Origin of the sequence: Streptomyces sp. NPDC007907, assembly GCF_042959365.1 — a bacterium.
GTDB lineage: Bacteria > Actinomycetota > Actinomycetes > Streptomycetales > Streptomycetaceae > Streptomyces > Streptomyces indiaensis.
Window position 1 is genome coordinate 161,784 of the sequence record NZ_JBIBKR010000007.1, and the last position, 18,880, is coordinate 180,663.

Annotated in this window: 15 protein-coding genes; 2 read left to right on the top strand and 13 right to left on the bottom strand. The window is 70.7% G+C overall.

Annotated features, from left to right (window positions below; translation table 11 throughout):
* Positions 1-20 precede the first annotated feature (20 nt).
* From ACFZDI_RS28025 to uvrC, 13 genes are all read right to left on the bottom strand, one after another.
* Entirely contained in the window at positions 21-947 is a 927-nt protein-coding gene (locus ACFZDI_RS28025) for a hypothetical protein (RefSeq protein ID WP_391254086.1), read from the bottom strand.
* A gap of 122 nt (positions 948-1,069) precedes the next feature.
* On the bottom strand, positions 1,070-2,722 hold the full coding sequence (pgi, locus tag ACFZDI_RS28030; RefSeq protein ID WP_234847353.1) for a glucose-6-phosphate isomerase: 1,653 nt from the start codon (positions 2,720-2,722) through the stop codon (positions 1,070-1,072).
* 69 nt (positions 2,723-2,791) lie between these two features.
* Complete coding sequence (locus tag ACFZDI_RS28035) at positions 2,792-4,060, bottom strand: MFS transporter (RefSeq protein ID WP_391254088.1); 1,269 nt, start codon at positions 4,058-4,060, stop codon at positions 2,792-2,794.
* Positions 4,061-4,471: 411 nt separating this feature from the next.
* Complete coding sequence (locus tag ACFZDI_RS28040; protein WP_003957010.1) at positions 4,472-4,807, bottom strand: RNA polymerase-binding protein RbpA; 336 nt, start codon at positions 4,805-4,807, stop codon at positions 4,472-4,474.
* 208 nt (positions 4,808-5,015) lie between these two features.
* Positions 5,016-5,252, bottom strand: coding sequence for a preprotein translocase subunit SecG (secG, locus tag ACFZDI_RS28045; RefSeq protein WP_094052663.1), 237 nt, complete (start codon positions 5,250-5,252; stop codon positions 5,016-5,018).
* Between the two features lie 95 nt (positions 5,253-5,347).
* The gene (gene tpiA, locus ACFZDI_RS28050; RefSeq protein ID WP_234847351.1) at positions 5,348-6,124 is read right to left on the bottom strand and encodes a triose-phosphate isomerase; all 777 of its coding nucleotides are present in this window, start codon (positions 6,122-6,124) and stop codon (positions 5,348-5,350) included.
* Positions 6,125-6,130: 6 nt separating this feature from the next.
* A complete protein-coding gene (locus ACFZDI_RS28055; RefSeq protein ID WP_391254090.1) occupies positions 6,131-7,342 on the bottom strand; it encodes a phosphoglycerate kinase in 1,212 nt (403 codons plus the stop codon).
* Positions 7,343-7,487: 145 nt separating this feature from the next.
* Complete coding sequence (gene gap / locus ACFZDI_RS28060) at positions 7,488-8,495, bottom strand: type I glyceraldehyde-3-phosphate dehydrogenase (RefSeq protein WP_184845038.1); 1,008 nt, start codon at positions 8,493-8,495, stop codon at positions 7,488-7,490.
* A 229-nt stretch (positions 8,496-8,724) separates the two neighbouring features.
* Complete coding sequence (locus ACFZDI_RS28065) at positions 8,725-11,679, bottom strand: M14 family zinc carboxypeptidase (protein WP_391254092.1); 2,955 nt, start codon at positions 11,677-11,679, stop codon at positions 8,725-8,727.
* A 150-nt stretch (positions 11,680-11,829) separates the two neighbouring features.
* Positions 11,830-12,819, bottom strand: coding sequence for a DNA-binding protein WhiA (gene whiA, locus ACFZDI_RS28070; RefSeq protein WP_234847348.1), 990 nt, complete (start codon positions 12,817-12,819; stop codon positions 11,830-11,832).
* Positions 12,810-13,904, bottom strand: a complete 1,095-nt coding sequence (yvcK, locus tag ACFZDI_RS28075) for a uridine diphosphate-N-acetylglucosamine-binding protein YvcK (RefSeq protein ID WP_234847347.1) — start codon at positions 13,902-13,904, stop codon at positions 12,810-12,812. The genes whiA and yvcK overlap by 10 nt, the downstream gene beginning before the upstream one ends.
* Complete coding sequence (gene rapZ / locus ACFZDI_RS28080; RefSeq protein WP_391254095.1) at positions 13,901-14,860, bottom strand: RNase adapter RapZ; 960 nt, start codon at positions 14,858-14,860, stop codon at positions 13,901-13,903. The genes yvcK and rapZ overlap by 4 nt, the downstream gene beginning before the upstream one ends.
* Complete coding sequence (uvrC, locus tag ACFZDI_RS28085) at positions 14,857-17,022, bottom strand: excinuclease ABC subunit UvrC (protein ID WP_391254097.1); 2,166 nt, start codon at positions 17,020-17,022, stop codon at positions 14,857-14,859. Before uvrC ends, rapZ begins: the two co-directional genes overlap by 4 nt.
* A gap of 265 nt (positions 17,023-17,287) precedes the next feature.
* Between uvrC and ACFZDI_RS28090 the strand changes: the two genes are divergently transcribed.
* Together ACFZDI_RS28090 and ACFZDI_RS28095 are read left to right on the top strand one after the other, a co-directional pair.
* Positions 17,288-17,440 carry a hypothetical protein gene (locus ACFZDI_RS28090; protein WP_234847344.1) on the top strand — a complete coding sequence of 51 codons (153 nt, stop codon included), beginning with the start codon at positions 17,288-17,290 and terminating at the stop codon, positions 17,438-17,440.
* A gap of 263 nt (positions 17,441-17,703) precedes the next feature.
* Positions 17,704-18,651 carry a hypothetical protein gene (locus ACFZDI_RS28095; RefSeq protein ID WP_234847343.1) on the top strand — a complete coding sequence of 316 codons (948 nt, stop codon included), beginning with the start codon at positions 17,704-17,706 and terminating at the stop codon, positions 18,649-18,651.
* Positions 18,652-18,880 lie beyond the last annotated feature (229 nt).

The window sequence follows — 18,880 nt, forward strand, 5'->3', positions numbered from 1 at the left end:
CCGGGGTCAGCGCCCCCGGGTCAGCTCCCGTACGGCTGCTGCGGGTGGTACGGAGGCCGGAGGTGCGGGGCGTGGGGGTGCTGCTCTCCCGGCGTGTAGGGGTGCTGCCCGCTCGGCGCGTAAGGATGCCCGTACGGGTTTCCCTGCGGCGGCAGGTGGGGCGAGCCCGCCGGGGGCATCGGCGGGACCGGCCCGGGCAGGGACGGGTGTGTCGCCGGATGGGCGTTCAGCCGGATTCCGTACCGGCGCTTGAGCCGCCGCATCTCCAGCAGCGCGATGGCGGTGACCGTCACCGGCGCGCCCAGGATGAAGACGATCCCCAGGGTGAGGCTGAGCCCGTGCAGATCACCGGTCACGAGGTCCGGGACGGCCACCAGCCAGCTGGTCACCATGGCGAGCAGCGGCGGCAGGCAGCGGTGCACGGCGGCCGTGCCGAAGAAGTTGCCCGAGACGCGCACGGCTCCGTAGGCCGTGAAGGCGAGCAGCCACAGCATCGTCATGCCGAACCCGATGATCACGGCGACGTTCGCGGACGCGTTCACCGTCCGCACCAGCAGCAGCACGGCGGCCACGCAGCCGACGAACAGCACCAGCAGCGCGAGGGACTTGAGCAGCGGCGTCCGCACCTGCCGCACCGTGCCCCCGCGCCGCCACACCCACAGCATCACGCCGACCGTCAGCGGGGTGAGGAAGAGCAGCACGACGGAGGCCGTCATCGCGTTCTCCAGCAGCTCCGTGAGGTCGAAGCCGCCCTGGACGAAGGTGTAGACACCGAGCGAGGCGACCGCCCCGGCGATGACACGGAACCGCTTCAGTCGCTCCACGGACGGATCGAGGGGCTGCGGGATCCAGGCGGGGTGGAACACCGCCCGGGCCACCTCCTGGGGTTTCAGTACGGACCCCGCCGTCAGCGTGCCGCCGGTCCAACTTCCGCGTGTGCGTGCCACTTCGCGCTCCCCCGAGCACTCGCCGTGATGACGTCGGAGATGATCGTCCGGGCCGTGATGATCGTCCGGGAGTCTACGGGAAGCGGACGGCCCACTGCCGCGCGCTTCCCGCCCGGCGTGCGTCACCGTCGGCCGCGCAGCTCCCGGTATGTGGCGACCAGGGCACGGGTGGAGGCGTCCAGGCCCTCGACCTCGGCGTCCCCGGTCAGCGCGGGCTCGACGCGCTTGGCGAGGACCTTGCCCAGTTCCACGCCCCACTGGTCGAAGGAGTCGATGTTCCACACCGCGCCCTGCACGAACACCTTGTGCTCGTAGAGGGCGACCAGCTGGCCGAGGACGGACGGCGTCAGCTCGGGCGCGAGGATCGTGGTCGTCGGGTGGTCGCCCTTGAACGTCTTGTGCGGCACCAGCTCCTCCGGGACACCCTCGGCCCGCACCTCCTCGGGCGTCTTGCCGAAGGCGAGCGCCTGCGTCTGGGCGAAGAAGTTGGCCATCAGCAGGTCGTGCTGTGCCTTCAGCTGCTCGCTCAGCTCGGCGACGGGCCTCGCGAAGCCGATGAAGTCCGCCGGGATCAGCTTGGTGCCCTGGTGGATCAACTGGTAGTAGGCGTGCTGACCGTTGGTGCCCGGCGTGCCCCACACCACCGGGCCGGTCTGCCACTCGACCTCGCGCCCGTCCCGGCCGACGTACTTGCCGTTGGACTCCATGTCGAGCTGCTGGAGGTAGGCGGTGAACTTCGACAGGTAGTGGCTGTAGGGCAGGACGGCGTGCGACTGGGCGTCGTGGAAGTTGCCGTACCAGATGCCCAGCAGGCCCAGCAGCAGCGGCACGTTGGACTCGGCCGGCGCGGTGCGGAAGTGCTCGTCGACGATGCGGAAGCCGTCGAGCATCTCCCGGAAGCGGTCCGGGCCGATGGCGATCATCAGGGCCAGGCCGATCGCGGAGTCGTAGGAGTAGCGGCCGCCGACCCAGTCCCAGAACTCGAACATGTTGGCCGTGTCGATGCCGAACTCGGCGACCTTCTCGGCGTTCGTCGACAGTGCCACGAAGTGCTTGGCGACGGCGGCCTCGTCACCGAGCGCGTCCAGCAGCCAGGTGCGCGCGGACGTGGCGTTGGTGACCGTCTCGATGGTGGTGAAGGTCTTGGAGGCGATGACGAACAGCGTCTGCGCCGGGTCGAGGTCCCGGACCGCCTCGTGCAGGTCGGCACCGTCCACGTTCGACACGAAACGCACCGTCAGCGAGCGGTCGGTGAAGGCCCGCAGCACCTCGTAGGCCATGGCGGGGCCCAGGTCGGAGCCGCCGATGCCGACGTTGACGATGTTCCGGATCCGCTCGCCGGTGTGGCCGGTCCACTCGCCCGACCGCACCCGGTTCGCGAAGTCCGCCATCTTGTCGAGCACGGCGTGCACATCCGGCACCACGTTCTGACCGTCGACCTCGATCACCGCGTCCCGCGGGGCGCGCAGCGCGGTGTGCAGCACGGCCCGGTTCTCGGTGGTGTTGATCTTCTCGCCGCGGAACATGGCGTCCCGGAGCCCGAAGACGTCGGTGGCGGCGGCCAGTTCGCGCAGCAGCCGCAGGGTGTCGTCGGTGACGAGGTGCTTGGAGTAGTCGACGTACAGGTCGCCGACCCGGAGGGTGTACGCGGTGCCGCGGCCGGAGTCGGCGGCGAACAGCTCGCGCATCCCCACGTCGCCGAGCTCCTCGCGGTGCTTGGCCAGTGCCGTCCACTCAGGCGTCTGGTTGAGTCTGGTACGGCTTTCTGCGTTCATCTCGGACTTCCGCCTTCTTTCCTGTCCTGCCTGCGTACCTTGCCCCGCTGCCGGTCCCAACCTAGTTGATCAGCGCGCGACGTCGGCCGTCGTGGTGGCGTCCTCCGGCTCCACCACGGATACGTCCACCGTGCGCACGGGTATCAACGCGATGACGGCGAGGGCGAAGAAGGCTGCCGTGAGCAGCGGCGGGGTGTTCGGCCCGCGGGCGGCGGCGACGGCTCCGCCCAGCAGGGCACCGAGGGGTACTCCGGCGAAGGCCAGGGTCCGGAAGGCGGAACTGACCCGGCCCAGCAGTCCGGCGGGGCTGCGCTCCTGCATGAGCGTCGTCGTGTTGACGTTCCACACCATGCCGAGGAGCCCGAAGACGGCGAGCGCGCCCACGAGTACGGCGAGGCTGCGCACGGTGCCCATGACGACGAGGAGGGCGGTCTGCACCGCGCCGGCGAGGAGCACCGCCCGCAGACGGCCGAGCCGCGCCACCAGCCGGCCGTTCACCACTCCCCCGGCCAGGCTGCCCAGGGTGAAGGCGGTGCCGGCCGCCGCGTATCCCGCTGGGCCCGCCCGGAGCCAGTCGGTGACGAGGACGACCAGCATCGCGAGCAGGGTGCCCATGCCGATGTTGCACAGGGCCGTGGCCGTGCACAGGGCGCGCAGGGCCCGGTCGCGCCACAGGGTGCGCAGGCCCTCCGCGATCTCACGGCGCAGGGTGCTGCCCGCGGGTCTCCGCTCGCGGTCCGGTCCGGCGGCCGGCAGGGAGGCGATCAGCGCGGCGGCCACGAGGAAGGTCACGGCGTCGGCCGCGAACGGCACGGCGGCCCCCGCTGTCAGCAGCATGGGTACGACGGGGCCGCCGAGCAGGCCTCCGGCGATGCGCTGACCGGTCATCAACCGGGCGTTGGCGCTGCCGAGCGCGTCCCGGTCGACGAGGCCGGGCAGCAGCGCCGTGGCAGCGTTGTCGAAGAGGGTCTGGAGGGTGGTGAGCGCGACGGCCAGTGCGATGAGCAGGCCGATCGAGGCGTGTCCGAGCGCGACGGCCACCGCGAAGGCGGCCACCAGCAGGCCCCGCGCCGCGTCCACCGTCCACATGGCCCGCCGTTGGTCCACGCGGTCGGCCACGGCCCCGCCGAGCAGGCCGAAGACGATCCAGGGCAGATAGCCGCAGGCCGTGACGGAGGCGATGAGCAGCGGGTCGTCGGTCAGGGTGACGGCCAGCAGGGGGAGCGCGGACGTACGCAGTGCGTCACCGAAGCTGGACAGGACGGCGGCGCTCCACAGCCGTCCGAACCCACCGCGCCACGCGGGCGCGCGCACGCCCCCCGCCTCGACCGTCGCCACCGCTCCCCCTCATGGTTCGTCCGATGCACAAACCGTAGAGGGCACCACTGACAATCGGCCGACGGTGACGGCGAGGAGAAACGGAGGCGAGCCGGACACCCGCCGGAGCCGAGAAGCCGAGACGGGCCGGACAAACACTGGCGCCTGGATGCCGAGACCGGCCGGACACCCGTCGGCGTCTGGAAGCCGAGACCTGACTGAGCACCCGCCGAAGCCTGGAAACCGAGACCTGACTGAGCACCCGCCGAAGCCTCGGAAACCGAGACCTGGCTGAGCACCCGCCGAAGCCGAGAAGCCGCGCCGGGCCGGCCACCCGTCGACGCCGAGGCGCCGCGACCGGCCGGGCATCCGCCGATGCCCGGGGAGGCAGTTCCGGCCGGGCACCTGTTGGTGCCCGGCCGGTTTCGACTTCTAGATCTCGCCCCGCAGTTTGGCGAGCGCCTCGGCGAGGATCGCCTCGCCGTCCGCGTCGCTGCGCCGCTCCCGGACGTACGCCAGGTGGGTCTTGTAGGGCTCGGTGCGCGGCGGGTCCGGCGGGTTGTCCCGGTCCTGGCCTGCCGGGAAGCCGCAGCGGGGACAGTCCCAGGTATCGGGCACCTGCGCGTCGCTGGCGAAGCTCGGCTGGGTCTCGTGTCCGTTGGAGCACCAGAAGGAGATGCGCAGCCGCGGCGCGGACTCGCCGCGCTCGGCCTCGCCCATCGGCCCCGCCCCGACCCGGCTTCCCCGGATCGCGTTGCCACTTGCCACGGTCGTAACTCCCTGCGTGATGGTGCCGCGAAGCGAGTCGGCGTTCCGCTTCGCCGCGAGCGCCTCAGTCTACGTAAGGCCCAACGCGCGTCCAGTGATTGGAGTTACAACCCTCACACCTAGACGCAAGCCCCATGATAGGCCGCGCTTTGCTGCGCGTACCGAACATGGGGCCCCACGTACGAGTTCCGTGCGGATCGCGGCTCGGTCAGTTGTTCACCTTCATCAGGATGCCGAGCACGACGATGCACGCGAACCACAGCAGACCGATCACGACGGTGATCCGGTCGAGGTTGCGCTCGGCGACCGAGGAGCCGCCGACGGAGGACTGCATGCCGCCACCGAACATGTCGGAGAGGCCGCCGCCCTTCCCCTTGTGCATCAGCACCAGCAGCATCAGCAGCAGGCTGAAGACGATCAGGGCGATCGAGAACCCCAAAACCACGGCTGGACCAACTTCCTCGGATTCGGATGGACGACGCGGGGCCCAGCACAGCGCTGGACCCCGCAAGGGTACGACGGATCGCCGCTACCGCATACTCACTGGTCGCGGAAGCGCACGATCTTGACGAACTCGTCGGCGTCCAGCGAGGCACCGCCGACCAGGGCGCCGTCGATGTCGGCCTGGGCCATGATCTCCGCGACGTTGCCCGACTTCACGGAGCCGCCGTACTGGATGCGGACCTTGTCGGCCAGCTCCTGGGAGTACAGCTCGGCGATCTTGCCGCGGATCGCCGCGCAGACCTCCTGGGCGTCCTCGGCGCCGCAGACCTTGCCGGTGCCGATGGCCCACACGGGCTCGTAGGCGATCACGACGGTTTCGGCCTGCTCGGCGGGGAGGTCCTTCAGACCGCCCTCGACCTGGGCGAGGGTGTGGGAGACGTGGTTGCCCGCCTCGCGGACCTCCAGCTCCTCGCCGACGCACAGGATCGGGGTCAGGCCGTGCTTGTACGCGGCCTTGACCTTGGCGTTCACCAGCTCGTCGGTCTCGGCGTGGTACTGGCGGCGCTCGCTGTGGCCGATGGCGACATACGTGCACTTCAGCTTGGCCAGCATGGGGCCGGAGATCTCGCCGGTGAAGGCACCGCCGTCGTGCGCCGAGATGTCCTGGGCGCCGTACTTGATCTTGAGCTTGTCGCCGTCGACCAGGGTCTGCACGGAGCGCAGGTCGGTGAAGGGGGGCAGGACGGCGACCTCGACGGCCTCGTAGTCCTTGTCGGCCAGGGCGAAGGCGAGCTTCTGGACGTGCGCGATGGCCTCGAGGTGGTTGAGGTTCATCTTCCAGTTGCCCGCCATCAGCGGCGTGCGCGTGCTCATAAAGGGTCAGTCCTCCAGTGCGGCGAGGCCGGGGAGCGTCTTGCCCTCGAGGTATTCGAGGGAGGCGCCGCCACCGGTCGAGATGTGGCCGAATGCGTTCTCGTCGAAGCCCAGGATGCGGACGGCGGCGGCGGAGTCGCCACCACCGACCACGGTGAAGGCCTTCGAGTCGAGGAGTGCCTGGGCGACGGCCTTGGTGCCCTCGGCGAAATCGGGGTGCTCGAAGACGCCCATGGGGCCGTTCCAGAAGACGGTGGCGGCGTCGGCGATCTTCGAGGCGTACAGCGTGCGGGACTCGGGGCCGATGTCCAGGCCCATCTGGCCGGACGGCATGGCGTCCGCGGCCACGGTGCTGGGGCGGCCGGGGGCCTTGGTCTTGAGGTCCGGGAACTCCGGCGCGACCACGACGTCCACCGGCAGGACCAGCTCGACGCCGTTCTTCTCGGCGCGCTCGATGTACTCCCGGACGGCCGGGAGCTGGTCTTCCTGGACCAGGGAGGTGCCGATCTCGTGGCCCTTGGCCTTCAGGAAGGTGAAGACCATGCCGCCGCCGATGAGCAGGCGGTCGGCCTTGCCGAGCAGCTGGTCGATGACGGCGAGCTTGTCGGACACCTTGGCCCCGCCCAGGACGACGGCGTAGGGCCGCTTGACGTCCTCGGTGAGCTTCTTCAGGACGCCGACCTCGGTGGCGATGAGGTATCCGGCGTAGTGCGGCAGCCGGGCCGGGAGGTCGAAGACGGAGGCGTGCTTGCGGTGCACCGCGCCGAAACCGTCACCGACGTAGACGTCCGCGAGGGCGGCGAGCTGGTCGGCGAAGGCGCCGCGCTCGGCGTCGTCCTTGCTGGTCTCACCGGCGTTGAAGCGCAGGTTCTCGACGACGGCGACCTGGCCGTCGGCCAGGCCGGCGACGGTGGCCCGGGCGGACTCGCCGACCGTGTCGGTCGCGAAGGCCACGTCCGTGCCGAGGAGTTCACCGAGGCGCGCGGCGGCCGGGGCGAGGGAGAAGGCCGGGTCCGGGGCACCCTTGGGGCGGCCCAGATGGGAGGCGACGACGACCCGGGCGCCCGCCTCGGCGAGGGCCTTGACCGTGGGCAGCACGGCGCGGATGCGGCCGTCGTCGGTGATGCGGGTGCCGTCCAGCGGCACGTTCAGGTCGGCGCGGACGAAGACCCGCTTGCCCGCCACTCCCTCGGAGAGGAGTTCGTCGATCGTCTTCATGAAAGGGGACTCCTGAAAGAGCTCGTGATCGCTCGGAAGCGCTCGTGATCTAACAGATCTGATCTGTACGTGAGTCAGGGCTCGGACAGCGCGACCGCGCGCTGCCCGAGCCCTGCTCTCACACCGTGGTGCCTGGTCTATTCGATCAGAGCTGGTTGCCGACGAAGACCGTGAGGTCCACGAGGCGGTTGGAGTAGCCCCACTCGTTGTCGTACCAGCCGATGACCTTCACGTTCTTGCCCTCCTGGACCATGGTCAGGGAGGAGTCGAAGGTGCAGGACGCCGGGGCGTTCACGATGTCGGAGGAGACGATCGGGTCCTCGGTGTACTCGAGGATGCCCTTCAGCTCGCCCTCCGCGGCCTTCTGGAAGGCGGCGTTGACCTCTTCCTTCGTGACCTCACGGGACAGCTCGAGGACCAGGTCGGTGACCGAGCCGGTCGGGACCGGGACGCGCATGGCGATGCCGTCCAGCTTGCCCTTGAGCTGCGGGAGGACCAGCGCGGTGGCCTTGGCGGCACCCGTGGTCGTCGGAATGATGTTCTCGGCGGCGGCACGCGCGCGACGCAGGTCCTTGTGCGGGAAGTCAAGGATGCGCTGGTCGTTGGTGTACGCGTGCACCGTGGTCATCAGACCCTTGACGATGCCGAAGTTCTCGTCGAGGACCTTCGCCATCGGCGCCACACAGTTGGTGGTGCAGGAGGCGTTGGAGATGACGTGGTGGTTCGCCGGGTCGTACTTGTCCTGGTTGACGCCCATCACGATGGTGACGTCCTCGTCCTTGGCCGGAGCCGAGATGAGGACCTTCTTCGCGCCGCCGGCGATGTGCTTCTCGGCGTCGGCCTTCTTCGTGAAGATGCCGGTCGACTCGATGACGATGTCGACGCCCAGCTCGCCCCACGGGATGTCGGCGGGGTTGCGCTCGGCCAGGACCTTGATGGTCTTGCCGTCGACCGTGATCGTGTCGGCGGTGTGCGTGACCTCCTGCTTGAGGCGGCCCAGGATGGTGTCGTACTTCAGCAGGTGAGCGGTGGTCGCGGTGTCACCCAGGTCGTTGACAGCCACGATCTCGATGTCTGCACCCTGCTCCAGCAGCGCGCGGAAGTAGTTACGACCGATGCGGCCGAAGCCGTTGATGCCTACGCGGATCGTCACGAACCGATCTCCTCGTTGGTACGCCGGCCATGAAGTGCCGGCGAGCTCTGTTTGGGATGTCCCCGACCGCCTACGACCCTACCTCCCGGAAGGGCTGGTGGTGACATCCAGATGCCTCATACACGGCAGGGCGGTCCGTACCCGCCAGTAGGGGTACGGACCGCCCACCGCCGCGAGCAAGATCACTCAATGTCGCTGTCTCACGGGGGTTCCCTGTCGACCAGGGAACTCACCCGTCGAGGGAAGCGAGTGCCTTCCTCATCAGCGCCGCCCGGTCGGCCGCGGCGGTGACGTGCTCCAGGCCGAAGCCCAGCAGCACGGTGTCGTCCGTGGTGACCGCGCCGTACGTCTGGAACAGGGCGCCGGTGCGGGCCCAGTCCTTGAGGACGGCCGGGCTGCCCGCGGGCGGTCCGGCCGGCTTCCAGGCGCCGAGCGAGGTCTCGAAGCCCTCGGTCTCCCGCGCCGTGCCGCCGACGACGAGCGAGGCGTCGTCGGCGAGGACGCCGCGCCCGCCGCTGCCGGGGTCGGTGACGTAGCTGATCGAGACCTCGACCGTCTTCCCGGCGTAGGCGCTCAGGTCGAAGTTCACCTGCCGCCAGCCGCCGGAGCTGCCGGTGAGGCTGTTCCACGCGCCGGTGGTGCCGGTCGCGGAGCAGCCGTCGGCCGCCACGGTCAGATAGTGCTTCAGCCAGGGGTGCTCGTTGACGTAGAAGCCGCCCTCGCACTCCGTCGGCGCGGTGGTCCTGGTGGCGCCGCCGGCCTCGGGAAGGGTCGTCCAGTCGTCGGAGCCCGCGGTGTGGACCTCGACGACGGCGTGGTCGTAGCCGGGCTCGGTGTCCCACAGGAGCTGGGTGCGCAGGGCCGGCTGCTGGGCCGCGGTGGTACCGGTGAGGTCCACGGTGCGGGTGAGGCGCTTGTAGGCGTCGTCGGTGTGGACGGCGGCGGCCATCGAGGTGCCCGCGTACGGGCCGTACGGGTTGACCGTGCCGGCGAACTGCCCGGCGCCCTTGCTGGCGAACTGCGGGAACTCGTCGGTCCGCAGTTCGTCGGAGGTGACGCTGTAGGTGCCGGCCTTGTCCAGCGGATTGCCGGGGGCGGCGCCCAGCGGTCCGGTGACGCCGCCCAGCTCGCCGGAGCCGGTGAAGCCGGTGGCCCCGGGGGTGGCGGTGCGGGTGTAGGCGCCCAGGTAGTACTGGCTGAAGTCGTCCGACAGCGCGCCGCCGCCGAGGTCGACGTCGCCGCCGGCCTGTTCACCGGCCTCGATCAGCCGGCCGCCCTCGTTGAGGAAGGCACGCAGCTGGAGCTGGGTGGCGACGCCCGGGACGCCAGCGCCCGTGTAGTGGACGACGGTGTCGAAGTGGCTCAGCACGCCGAGCGCGTCCGGCGCGCCCTGCCGGGCGACGTCCCAGACGATCGCCTTGCGGCCGCTCGCCTTGAGCGCGTCCACGTACGTCTGCGCCTGTGTGGCGGTCGCGCCCTCCTCGGCGACGACGAGGGTGTTCGCCCGGGGCCGCTCGGCGACGGTGTAGGTGAAGTGCTCGCCGGCGACCTTCCTGCCGTTCTTCGCCTCGCCGGTGAACCACACCTCGACCTTGTCGCCCGGCTCGCCGTCCTTGACCTTCGCCCGGTACTCGTCGAAGTAGAGGTTGTCCTCACCGCCGTAGGTCTCGCCGCCCTTCCACGGCTTGAGCGCCATGTCCCGGATGCGGCCGCCGTTGACGCGGTACTTGAGTTCCTTGTCGCGCACGGCCTTCCGGACGACGACGGAGACCTCCTGGTCGGCGCCGCGGGAGTAGGAGGTGGTGAACGCTGCCGGGGTGAAGTCGGCGGCGTTCAGGCCGACCGACGAGGACGGCCGGTCGGGGTGGGCGGCGGTCTCGGCGACGGAGAGCGCGAACGGGATGTTCTTGGCGAACTCCTGCTGGATCAGCTTCTCGTCGTCCGGGAAGGTGAAGACCGACTGGCAGTCGGAGGCCTTCCACTCGTCGTTCGGGTCCAGGTCCGAGGCGGTCTGGCAGGTCGACATCTCGGGGGTGAACATCGCCAGGCCGTTGACGTTCGCCGCATGGCCGTCGGCTTCACCGTTGGTGGTGTACAGCTCGGAGGACAGCTGCGGGTGGTAGCCGGGGATCGCGGAGTTGTCGGGCGTGCCGGCGAGCGCCTCGTAGACGACGTCGTCCGGGGTGTGCGTGGCCACCTGCCAGCCGACTCCGTAGAGGAGGAGTTCGGCGGCGGAGTGGTAGTTGATGCCGTACGTGAAGCCGATCCGCTTCTGGAAGGCGTCCAGGGCCTGGGTCTCCGGCTCGGAGTTCGGGCCCGCGCCGCGGTAGGTCTGGCTGGTGGGGTTGGGGGACGAACCCTCGTTGTCGTAGCCCCACTTGTAGGCGAAGTTGCGGTTGAGGTCGACGCCGTCGCCGGTGGTGATGACGCCGTCGCCGTTGACGTCCCGCAGGTTCTTGCGCCACTGGCGGTGGGCGGGGTCCGCGAAGGTGTAGTCGTAGCCGTCGGGGTTGGCCGACAGCAGGAACCACAGTTCGGTGGAGTCGACGATCTTCTTGAGGCGCCGGTCCTTCTTGTAGTTGTCCAGATAGTGGTGCATCAGACGCCGGGTCATCTCCGGCGTGATCCACTCGCGTGCGTGCTGGTTGGACATGTAGAGGACCGCGGGCTTGGAGCCGTCCTTCGTCTTCTTCGCGCCCTTGGTGAGCTTGAGCGCGAGGATGTCCTGGCCCTTGACGGTCTTGCCGATGGAGACGACCTTGGTGAGGTCCGGGTGCTCCTGGGCGGTGCGCAGGAGTTCCTCCCGCAGGCCGCCTTTGCCGCTGTACGGGCGGAACACGCCCTCGGCGGCGGCCTCGACGCGGGCCTCGGCCCGGGTGGAGAGCTCGTGCTCGGTGAGGTCGACGCCCTGCTTCTCCAGCTTCTTCGCCTGCCGGTCCGTCAGGTAGACCTCGACGGTCGCGGTGCCCTTCGCGGGGACGCGCTCACTCAGTTCGTGGCCGTCCTGGCCGGCCGCCAGCAGCAGGGGTACCTGCTTGCTGGTGACGTCGGCCCGGAAGACCTTGACTTCGTCCGGGTCGGACGGGGCCGGACTCCCCGGTTGTGCCTGGGCGATGGGTGCGAAGCTCGCTCCGCCGATCAGGAGCGCGCCGACAGCGAGGATCGATCTCGCTCTTCGTCTCATGAACCCCCCTTGCGTGGGTCCGCCACAGCAGCGAACAGATGCCAGGCTCATGACAGACCATGATCGAGTCAAGGGTACCCGGCGACACGCAAAAGCCGGTTCCGGTCACCCAAGTGGGCGCCTGAACCGGCTTTTTGACGTCGTGTGGGATCAGCCGACCAGGTTGTCGGCCAGCTCCTCGCTGAGGTTGGCCTCCGTGCCCGGGATGCCGAGGTCGGAGGCGCGCTTGTCGGCCATGGCCAGCAGGCGGCGGATCCGGCCGGCGACGGCGTCCTTGGTGAGCGGTGGGTCGGCGAGCGCGCCCAGTTCCTCCAGGGAGGCCTGCTTGTGCTCCATGCGCAGCCGGCCGGCGGCGGCGAGGTGCTCGGGCACGTCGTCGGCGAGGATCTCCAGGGCGCGCTGCACCCGGGCGCCGGCGGCGACGGCCGCACGGGCCGACCTGCGCAGGTTGGCGTCGTCGAAGTTGGCGAGCCGGTTCGCCGTGGCGCGCACCTCACGGCGCATCCGGCGTTCCTCCCAGGCCAGCACCGATTCGTGCGCGCCGAGGCGGGTCAGCAGGGCGCCGATCGCGTCGCCGTCACGGACGACGACCCGGTCCACGCCGCGCACCTCGCGGGCCTTGGCGGGAATCGACAACCGTCGGGCGGCGCCGACCAGGGCGAGCGCGGCCTCGGGACCCGGGCAGGTCACCTCCAGGGAGGAGGAGCGGCCGGGCTCGGTGAGCGAGCCGTGCGCCAGGAACGCGCCACGCCAGGCGGCCTCGGCGTCGCAGGTGGCCCCCGAGACCACCTGCGGGGGCAGGCCGCGGATCGGGCGGCCCCGCCCGTCGACCAGGCCGGTCTGGCGGGCGAGCTGGTCACCGCCCGCGACGACCCGCACCACGTACCGCGAGCCGCGTCGCAGTCCGCCCGGAGCCATCACGATCAGCTCGGAGCCGTGGCCGAAGATCTCCAGGATGTCCCGCTTGAGACGGCGGGCCGCCATCGCGGTGTCCAGCTCCGCCTCGATCACGATCCGACCGCTCACGAGGTGAAGGCCGCCGGCGAACCGCAGGATGGCGGAGACCTCCGCCTTTCTGCAGCAGGTCCGGGTGACGGGGAGCCGGGAGATCTCATCCTTCACCGCTGCCGTCATCGCCATGGGCCGATCCTTCCATGCATCCGAAAAATACGGTCGTACGCGGCGGCCAACAGCTCCGGGTCGTGCCTCGGGGTTCCGTCGGGCCTGGCCACCGGCGCCAGCTCGACCGCGGCCCCGAACCGCTTGGCGGCGTCGGTCAGGGAGTCACGGTCGGGCACGGCGGCCTCGTCGGCCAGCACCACGTCCAGGGCGAGTTTAGGGGCGTGTCGTCCCAAAACCTCCAAATGACGCTGCGGGGAGAAGCCCTCGGTTTCTCCGGGCTGCGGCGCGAGGTTCAGGGAGAGTACCCGGCGGGCCTTCGTCTGCGTGAGCGCGTCCAGCAGTTCGGGCACGAGCAGGTGCGGAATGACCGAGGAGAACCAGGAGCCGGGGCCGAGCACCACCCAGTCGGCGTCCAGGACGGCTTCGACCGCCTCGGGCACGGCCGGCGGGTCGCAGGGCACCAGGTGCACGGACTGCACCTCGCCCGGGGTGAGGGCGACGGTCGCCTGGCCGCGGACCGTGTCGACGTCCTCCGGGCGCTCCGGGTCGTGGCCCTTGACCAGGGCCTGGAGCTCCAGCGGCACGGCGGACATCGGCAGCACCCGCCCCTGGGCGCCCAGCAGCCGTCCCACCAGGTCGAGGGCCTGGACATGGTCGCCGAGCTGCTCCCACAGGGCGACGATCAGCAGGTTGCCGACCGCGTGCTCGTGCAGGTCGCCCTGGGACTGGAAGCGGTGCTGGATGACCCGGGCCCAGGTCTGACCCCAGTCGTCGTCGCCGCACAGCGCCGCCAGGGCCTTGCGCAGGTCCCCGGGCGGCAGCACGCCCAGCTCGTCGCGCAGCCGGCCGCTGGAGCCGCCGTCGTCGGCCACGGTGACGACGGCGGTGAGGTCGCCGGTGATCCGGCGCAGCGCCGCGAGCGAGGCGGACAGGCCCATGCCGCCGCCGAGGGCGACGACCTTGGGCTGGGTGCCGCGCCGGCGCGGCCTGCCGCCCCGGGCCTCGGCGGGCCGGCCGCCCTTCTGGCCGGAGGCGCCCTTGTCACCGTTGCTCTCGGGCACCACCCGGCGCAGCCGGCTCAGCCGGGGTGTACGTCGTGTCATTCGCGTCCCATGTCCCGGTGTACGACCACCGTCTCCACGCCCTCGGCGGCGAGCCGGGCGGCGAGCTTCTCCGACATGGCGACCGAGCGGTGCTTGCCGCCCGTACAGCCCACGGCGATGGTCACGTAGCGCTTGCCCTCCCGGCGGTAGCCGGTGGCGACCAGCTGCAGGAGCTCCGTGTAGCGGTCGAGGAACTCCTTGGCGCCGGGCTGGTTGAAGACGTAGCCGGAGACCTCCTCGTTGAGGCCCGTGTACGGGCGCAGCTCCGGGACCCAGTGCGGGTTCGGCAGGAAGCGGCAGTCGACGACGAGGTCGGCGTCGACCGGGAGGCCGTACTTGTAGCCGAACGACATCACCGTGGCCCGCAGCTCCGGCTCCTCCTCGCCGGCGAACTGGGCGTCCATCTTGGCGCGCAGCTCGTGGACGTTCAGGCTGGAGGTGTCGATCACCAGGTCGGCGTCGCCGCGCAGCTCGCGCAGCAGCTCGCGTTCGGCGGCGATGCCGTCGACGATGCGGCCGTCGCCCTGCAGCGGGTGCGGGCGGCGCACCGACTCGAAACGGCGGACCAGGGCCTCGTCGGAGGACTCGAGGAAGACGATCCGCCGTGTGACGTTCTTCGCCTCCAGGTCGGCGAGGGACTCGCGGAGGTTGTCGAAGAAGCGGCGCCCGCGGACGTCGACGACGACGGCGATCCTCGCCACGTTGCCCTGGGAGCGGGCACCGAGCTCCACCATGGTGGGGATCAGGGCGGGCGGCAGGTTGTCCACGACGAACCAGCCGAGGTCCTCCAGGCACTTCGCCGCCGTGGAGCGCCCGGCTCCGGACATGCCGGAGATGATCACCAGCTCGGGGATGGCCGCGTCCGGGACCGAGGCCTTGTCGTTGGGCGTGCCCGTACTCACCTGTGCTCCGTCTCCGGCTTGCTCTTGTCGCGCGTCGTGCTCGTTCACATTCATGTCTCCTGCCCCCGTCGTTCGTCCGGGGTGCCCGTTGCCACGGGTTCCCCACTGGAACCCATGGTGCCCGGTTCCTCTTCCATGATCTCTCCGGTCGCCGTGTTGACGGCGGGTGCGGCCGGGGCCGACCGGGCGAGGGCCACGGCGATCGTCTCGGCCGTCTTGCGGCCTATGCCGGGGACCTCGCAGATCTGGTCGATCGTGGCGGATCGCAGTTTCTTCAACGAACCGAAGTGCTTCAGAAGTGCCTGCTTGCGCGTGTCCCCGAGGCCGGGGACGTCGTCCAGGGGGCTGGAGCGGAAGCGCTTGGACCGCTTGGTGCGCTGGTAGGTGATCGCGAACCTGTGGGCCTCGTCACGGACGCGCTGGAGCAGGTACAGGCCCTCGCTGGTGCGGGGCAAGACCACCGGGTCGTCGTCGCCGGGCAGCCAGACCTCCTCCAACCGCTTGGCGAGGCCGCACACGGCGATGTCGTCGATGCCGAGCTCGTCCATGGCGCGCCGGGCGGCAGCGACCTGCGGGGCGCCGCCGTCGACGACGACGAGCTGGGGCGGGTAGGCGAACTTCTTGGGGCGGCCGTCGTCCTCGGTGGGACCGGTCCCGACGAGGTCGCCGTTGCCGTCGGTCATGGGAGCCACGGCGTTGTCGTCGTGGGGCACGGGAGCCGCGGCGTTCCCGCCGCCGGTCACGGGCGCCGCGGCGCCCTCGCCGTCGGTCACGGAAGGCTGGGCGCTCTCGCCGTCGGTCCACTCCCCCGTCTTCTCCTTCTCGGCGAGGTAACGCCGGAAGCGCCGGGTGATCACCTCGTGCATGGAGCGGACGTCGTCCTGCCCGGCGAAGCCCTTGATCTGGAAGCGGCGGTACTCGCTCTTGCGGGCCAGGCCGTCCTCGAAGACGACCATGGAGGCCACGACGTCGTCACCCTGGAGGTGGGAGATGTCGTAGCACTCGATCCGGAGCGGGGCGCTGTCCAGGTCGAGGGCGTCGGCGATCTCCTCCAGAGCGCGTGAGCGCGTGGTCAGGTCGGAGGCGCGCTTGGTCTTGTGCAGCACGAGCGCCTGCTGGGCGTTGCGCTGCACGGTCTCCATGAGGGCCTTCTTGTCGCCGCGCTGCGGGATGCGCAGGGAGACCCCGGAGCCGCGCCGCCCGGCGAGCCACTCCTGGACGGGCTCGACGGGGTCGGGCAGGGCGGGGACGAGGACCTCCTTGGGGACGGCGTCCCCGGTCTCCTCCCCGTACAGCTGCTGCAGGGCGTGCTCGACGAGGGCACCGGTGGTGATCTCCTCCACCTTGTCGGTGACCCAGCCGCGCTGGCCGCGCACGCGCCCGCCGCGCACGTGGAAGATCTGGACCGCCGCCTCCAGCTCGTCCTCGGCGACCGCGATCAGGTCGGCGTCGGTCGCGTCGGCGAGCACGACCGCGTTCTTCTCCATGGCCTTCTTCAGGGCGCCGATGTCGTCGCGCAGCCGGGCGGCCCGCTCGTACTCCATCTCGTCGGCCGCTTCCACCATCTGCTTCTCCAGCCGGCGGATGTACGTGCTGGTCCGGCCGGTCATGAAGTCGCAGAACTCCTCGGCCAGTTCGCGGTGTTCCTCGGCGGAGACGCGGCCGACGCAGGGGGCGGAGCACTTGCCGATGTAACCCAGGAGGCAGGGGCGGCCGGTACGGGCGGCGTTCTTGAACACGCCCGCCGAGCACGTACGCACGGGGAAGACGCGCAGCAGCAGGTCGACGGTGTCACGGATCGCCCACGCGTGCGCGTACGGCCCGAAGTAGCGCACGCCCTTCTTCTTGTGACCGCGCATCACCTGCACGCGCGGGTACTCCTCGTTCATCGTCACCGCGAGGTACGGGTAGCTCTTGTCGTCGCGGTACTTGACGTTGAACCGGGGGTCGTACTCCTTGATCCAGGAGTACTCCAGCTGGAGCGCCTCGACCTCCGTCGACACCACCGTCCACTCCACGGACGCGGCCGTGGTGACCATGGAGCGGGTGCGCGGGTGCAGGCCCGCCAGGTCCTGGAAGTAGTTCGCCAGGCGCTGGCGCAGGCTTTTCGCCTTTCCGACGTAGATCACCCGGCGGTGCTCGTCACGGAACCTGTAGACCCCCGGCGAGTCGGGGATCTCACCCGGTTTGGGGCGGTAGCTGGAGGGGTCGGCCATGTCTCACACCCTACTGGCGAGCACCGACAGTCAGGCGCCGCGGAGGGACCTGATCAGGGTCCCGGCGGCAGGCAGTTTCCAACGGCATGGGCCGCCCGGGGGTTACGGCCCACCGGGAGTGGGAATGTGGCTCACCCACGGCACACGGCGACGTCCGGTGGGCGGCGTCCGTGCCGGTGCAGGCACAGGTTGTCGGTGCGGACCGGCCGTTTCCCGGTGGGGGAGCGGGCGGGCCACGGGTCGGAGGGCTGCGCAGATGAAGCGGATGCGGATCGAGAAAACCCGGCGGACGACCCGTGCCCGCCGGTACGCGGACGACGCGTTCGCGCTGCCCGACGCCCTGGACCCGCGCGATCCCGACATCGTGCGGGCCAAGCGCCTGGCCCTGCGGGAACAGGACGGCGGCGACCGCTCCTAGGCGGCCGCTCCCAGAAGCACAGGCCGACGCGAACGCCCGGGGCGCACGCCCTGGGCGTTCGCATGTCCGGGCGGCGCCGGCCGGGAGCACGTGGGTCACTGTCCGGCATCAGGTGTTGTCGGGGCCGGGTCAACACGCTTCAATGCGGGGGAACTCGGGCCCTGAACGACGGCGTACGGATGTGAAGACCTGCCCGCGCCGGTGGGAGGGCCCCGCGCAAGCGGTCTGACCAGCCGTTGCCGACTCAGAGAAGAGGCCCCTGCATGCCGCACGCCCCACAGCACGCGGACGTCGCCACCGCGGAACTGGACTCGGTCCTGCAAGGCGGCCCCTTCCACGTCGCCCTGCGGGCCGCCATCGCCGCCCGCGGCCTGCCCCTGCAGCGCGTGCAGCACCACCTGTCCCGACACGGGGTGAAGGTCGGTGTCACCAGCCTGAGTTACTGGCAACAGGGCGCCCGGCGCCCGCAGCGCCCCGAGTCGCTGCGGGCCGTGCGCGCGCTGGAGGAGATCCTGGAGCTTCCCGAGGAGTCGCTGATCCGGCTGCTCGCCGAGAGCGGGGACAGCACGTCCGGGCTGCGGTCCGCCGCCCGCTCCTACCGCTCCCTCGTCGAGGCCTCCGGCGTCCTGGACCAGTTGCTCGCCGAGCTGGACTGCCCGCCGGACGGGGGCCTGCACTCCCTCGGCCACCACGAACGGCTCCGGATCGGGGCGCGGCGCGAACTCGCCGAGCGTGAGTCGCACCACATCGTGCGCGCCCACCGGGACGGCATCGACCGCTTCGTGGCCGTCCACCACGGGGACCGCGGTGCGGCGCCGGAGCGCATGCGGGTGCACGCCCTGGAGAACTGCCGTACCGGGCGTGTCCGTTGGCACCGCGACACCGGGGTGCTCGCGGCCGAGCTGCTCTTCGACACCCGGCTGCGGGCCGGGGACACCTTCCTGTTCCGCTACGGCGTCGAGGACGGCACGGCGGGTGTGGCCCGCGAGTACGTGCGCGGCTTCGACTGCCCCGGGGGTCAGTACGTCCTTCAGGTGTGCTTCGACCCGGCGGCCCTTCCGGTGCGGTGCCACCGCTTCGCCCAGCACTCCGCGGCGGCGCCGAGGGGCGCGTGCCAGGGCTTGGCGCTGAGCGGTCGGCACCACTCGGTGCACCTGGTCGAGCCCCGGGTACGGGCGGGGTTCCTGGGCATCGGCTGGGACTGGGAGTAGCCGCCCGGGACCGCTGCGCGGGACGTCGTACGGGGACCGCCTCTCCAGGAGCCCGGATCCGCCCTTCGGGCCCGGATCCCGGCCTTCGGGCCCGAATCTGTCCTTCGAGCCCGGATCCTGTCCTTCGGCTCCGGCTCCGGATCTGTCCTTCGGCTACCGGGAGCGGTCGGACGTAAACGATTGCGCAAGCGTTTACGTCTGCCGCTCGATGCGATACGTTCCCCGCCGG

Coding starts and splice junctions, on each gene's coding strand:
- ACFZDI_RS28095 (WP_234847343.1), top strand. CDS start 17,704: ATGCCGCACGCCCCACAGCACGCGGACGTCGCCACCGCGGAACTGGAC.
- pgi (WP_234847353.1), bottom strand. CDS start 2,722: ATGAACGCAGAAAGCCGTACCAGACTCAACCAGACGCCTGAGTGGACG.
- ACFZDI_RS28090 (WP_234847344.1), top strand. CDS start 17,288: ATGCGGATCGAGAAAACCCGGCGGACGACCCGTGCCCGCCGGTACGCG.
- yvcK (WP_234847347.1), bottom strand. CDS start 13,904: ATGACACGACGTACACCCCGGCTGAGCCGGCTGCGCCGGGTGGTGCCC.
- ACFZDI_RS28055 (WP_391254090.1), bottom strand. CDS start 7,342: ATGAAGACGATCGACGAACTCCTCTCCGAGGGAGTGGCGGGCAAGCGG.
- tpiA (WP_234847351.1), bottom strand. CDS start 6,124: ATGAGCACGCGCACGCCGCTGATGGCGGGCAACTGGAAGATGAACCTC.
- uvrC (WP_391254097.1), bottom strand. CDS start 17,022: ATGGCCGACCCCTCCAGCTACCGCCCCAAACCGGGTGAGATCCCCGAC.
- ACFZDI_RS28065 (WP_391254092.1), bottom strand. CDS start 11,679: ATGAGACGAAGAGCGAGATCGATCCTCGCTGTCGGCGCGCTCCTGATC.
- whiA (WP_234847348.1), bottom strand. CDS start 12,819: ATGGCGATGACGGCAGCGGTGAAGGATGAGATCTCCCGGCTCCCCGTC.
- rapZ (WP_391254095.1), bottom strand. CDS start 14,860: ATGAATGTGAACGAGCACGACGCGCGACAAGAGCAAGCCGGAGACGGA.